Genomic DNA, 3,741 nt, shown 5'->3' with positions numbered 1-3,741 from the left:
CGGCCACGAGGCCGTCGGCGACGTCGTGGCCGACCCGCGCGTCCATCGCGTTCACCTCCGTCACCAGGTATGCCCCGTGGACGGGCTGCCGCCTCCTTCCGTCCACCGCGCCCCCGGGGCGGACCGACGAGGGGGTGTCACCGGAGTTCGGCGAGGGCGCGGTCGAGGGTGGCGGTGAAGAAGTCGGCGGCCGTGCGGTCGATGCACAGCGGCGGCTTGATCTTCAGGACGTTCTGGTGGTCTCCGGTCGGCTGGACGATGACGCCCAGGTCCAGCATGCGGTCGCAGAGTTCCGCGGTCTCCTCGGGGGCGGGTTCGAGGGTGGCGTGGTCGCGGACGAGTTCGACGCCGAGGTAGAGGCCGGCCCCGTGGACGGCGCCGATGAGCGCGTGGCGTTCCGCGAGTTCCTCGAGCCGGGCCTTGAGGTGGGCGCCGACGCGTACCGCGTTCCCCTGGAGGTCCTCGTCCCGGAGGGTGTCGAGGACGGTGAGGCCGGCGATGCTGGAGACGGGGCTGCCGCCGGTGGAGGAGAAGAAGTAGCCCTGGTCGCGGTAGCGTTCGGCCACGGCCCGTGAGGTGATCACGGCGCCGAGCGGGTGGCCGTTGCCGATCGCCTTGGCCACGGTGACGATGTCGGGTGTCACGCCCTGCTGCTCGAATCCCCAGAACCAGGAGCCGAGACGGCCGTAACCGACCTGGATCTCGTCGGCGATCGTCAGTCCGCCGTGGCGCCGCACGGCCGCGTAGACCTGGGCGAGATAGCCGTCGGGCAGCGCGACGGCTCCGGCGTTGCCGTAGAAGGACTCGCTGATGAACGCGCCCGGCGCCCGTCCCGTCGCCGCGAGGTCCTCGACGGTCCGGACGGCTTCGGTCGCGTAGGCCGTCGCGGCCTCGCCTCGGTGGCTCCCCCGGTAGGGGTTGGGCGAGTCCACGGTGTGGACCCAGTCGGGGCGGCTGGCGAGGGCGTTGGGGTTGTCGGCGATCGAGGTGGACACGGCGTCCGAGGCGTAGGTCCAGCCGTGGTACGCCTCGCGCAGCGCGACGACGTCGTGCCGGCCGGTGGCTCCGATGGCCAGCCGGATGGCCAGGTCGACCGCCTCGGAACCCGAGTTGACCAGGAACACCGTGTCGAGCGGCGCGGGCAGCAGGGCGGCCAGCCGTTCGGAGAACTCCACGACCGACGCGTAGTGGAAACGGGAGTTGGTGTTCAGTCGGCGCAACTGCCGTGCCACGGCCCGCTCGACGCGGGGGTGTGCGTGGCCGAGGGGGGTGACGTTGTTGACCATGTCCAGGTAGGCGCGGCCGTCGGTGGACAGCATGTGGTGGCGCCAACCGCGTTCGATCCTGGGCGGGTTGCCGTAGTAGTGCTCCTGCACGGTGGCGAAGGAGGCCTCGCGCCGGGCGAGCAGGTCCTCCTGCGGCCGGCCCTCGGCGGCCGGCGCGCCGATGAGGGGCGCGGGGTCGGTGGTGAGCGCCAGCCAGCCCGCGGCGTACTCGGGCCTGACCAGGGCGGGGACTTCGGGGCCGTTCCGGTGCCGGAGGGTCAGGTGCAGGCGGGTTCCGGAGGGCAGGGCGGCCAGCCGGTCGCCGGCGCGCAGCAGGGTGCCGGTGGGCGGGTACGGGGCGTCGGCGCCGTTCCACGACAGGTCGAGGAGCCGGGAACCGCACGTGAGGGTGGCCCGGCCGGGTGACGCGTGGACGATCTCGCCGTCGTGCGGGGCCCGCAGCTCCGAGGGTTTGCCGAGCCAGAGGTCGATGCCGGTGGGGACCGTCGCGGGTGAGGTGGCGGACAGTACGGCGGAGGCGCTCAGGCGCGGCTGGGCATACGCGGTGGTCACGGCGTCGGCACCCCGGTCGAGCAGCTCGGCCGCCAGCCGGTCTTCCGTGCCGGGCTCCAGCCAGGTGCCGTGGTCCATCGCGTCGGACTCGACGGAGAGGTCGAGCAGCGTCGTACCGGATGCGGTCAGGTCCTCCACGAGCGGCCCGAGGACCGGAAGGGAGGGGGCCGGCCGACGGGGCAGTTCGAGCGCGTCGGCGATCAGGCCGGTCATCACGGCGGAGGGCACCGCGGTGGCCTGCTCGAAGATCCGCCACTCCCGGTCGAGTGCCGCGTTCACATAGGCGTTGTCCCGATCGACGGCGGCTTGCTGGCGGCCGCTGACGACGAGGGTGGCGGCGCGCAGCACGACGAGCGGCCAGAGCGCCGCCGCCTCGTCGGCGGACAGGGGGCGGATGCCGTGGAAGGCCCGGACGGCGGGGAGGATGTGGTGGGGTTCGGCGCCATCGTGGTGCAGTACGGACGACAGGGTCACCGCGAGCTCGGAGACGGCCCAACTGTGCGTCAGATCGCCGAAGTCGATGATTCCGTCGGGGACGTGGGACGGGCTGCCGGTCGCTCGGACGAGATTGTCGTCGGTGAGGTCCAGGTGCACGGCCTGGCGGGGCAGTCCGTCGCCGACCTCACGTACGGCGGCCCAGGACCCGGCCGTTGCCGTCTCGACGGCAGCGCGGCGTGCGGGTTCGGGCACGTGACGGAGCAGCAGCTCCACGACCCGGTCCGCGTGCCGTGTGTCCCACTGCAGGACGCGGTCGAGTCCGGGGTGTCGGAAGTCGCGGAGGGCGCTGCTCACCCGGCCCGCCATGGCCCCCATGGCCGACACCGTACGCGGCGAGAGGTGACGGGGCCCGGAGAGGGACCCGCCGGGCAGGTAGCGCAGCAGTCGCGCGGTGAGCGCTCCGTCGGCGGTGTCGACCGCGGCGACCCGGCGCGCGCCGTCGTGGTGGCGCAGGACGGTGGCCACGCGCAGGGCGGGGTTCGCCTCGGCGACGAGGTCGGCGGCGGCGTCCTGGGCCTCGATCTCGGTCTCGCTGAACGCCGGATTGGCGATCTTGAGTACGGCCGCGGGCTTCCCGTCGGATCCGCGCAGCAGGAAGTTGGTGTCCTGTTGGCTGCCCAGCGATACGGCCCGGGTGGCGAGCCCGAAGACCTCGGCGGCGATGCGCTGCGCGTCGCTCTCCGTCACCCGAGGGGCCGGCAGTGCCTCGCGGGCGAAGAAGTCGACGCCGGATGACTGACGAGGGGACATGTCTGATTCCTTGTCGGGGATGGTGGGGGTGCCGCCGCACGCGATGTGGGCGCCGCGAGATGTTCGACGGGGCCGCCGGAGGCGACCCGGCCGGCTCATGAGGCCCTCAGCCGACGCCCCAGAGGAACCGGTGGGTGTGGATCCCGAAGTAGGGGAAGCTCTCGACCGCCGTGACGCCCTCGATGGGGCGCACCACGTCGTTGACGATGTCGAGGAGTTCGGCAGGGCGACGGCAGACGACCTCGACGAACAGGTCGAAGGTGCCGGAGGTGAGGACGGTGTAGACGACCTCCTCGTGACGCGCCAGCTCATCGGCCACCGTCCGGGGATCGCCGTCGACACGGACGCCGAGGAGGGCCATCGCCTGGCCGCCCATGGCCACGGGGTCGGTGACCCCCACGACCTGGACCACCTTGGTGTCGATCAGCCTCTGCAACCGCTGCCGGGCCGCCGACGGCGACAACCCCACCTTGGGCCCCAGCTCCGCGTAGGGGATGCGCCCGTCGGTCTGCAGCTCGCGCAGGATGGCCCGGTCGATCTCGTCCATGACTACTCCTTCAGCCTCAGCCATGAATCGACTGTACAACCGTTTCGGCCCTAAAAACATCCCCACACGCTCGATTCGATCGTCATTGCGATCGAATCGAGCGTGTGG

General features: G+C 72.1%; 2 protein-coding genes. Both read right to left on the bottom strand.

The window, feature by feature from the left end; translation table 11 throughout:
* Positions 1-137: 137 nt before the first annotated feature.
* Complete coding sequence (locus CCN56_RS39850) at positions 138-3,086, bottom strand: aminotransferase (RefSeq protein WP_086832456.1); 2,949 nt, start codon at positions 3,084-3,086, stop codon at positions 138-140.
* Between the two features lie 106 nt (positions 3,087-3,192).
* On the bottom strand, positions 3,193-3,633 hold the full coding sequence (locus CCN56_RS39845) for an Lrp/AsnC family transcriptional regulator (RefSeq protein ID WP_086832455.1): 441 nt from the start codon (positions 3,631-3,633) through the stop codon (positions 3,193-3,195).
* Positions 3,634-3,741: the final 108 nt, after the last annotated feature.

This window comes from Streptomyces sp. NRRL B-24572 (assembly GCF_002156145.1).
Classification (GTDB): Bacteria; Actinomycetota; Actinomycetes; order Streptomycetales; family Streptomycetaceae; genus Streptomyces; species Streptomyces vietnamensis.
The sequence above is the reverse complement of the archived record's forward strand: the minus strand, read 5'-3'. Positions and strand labels throughout refer to the sequence as shown.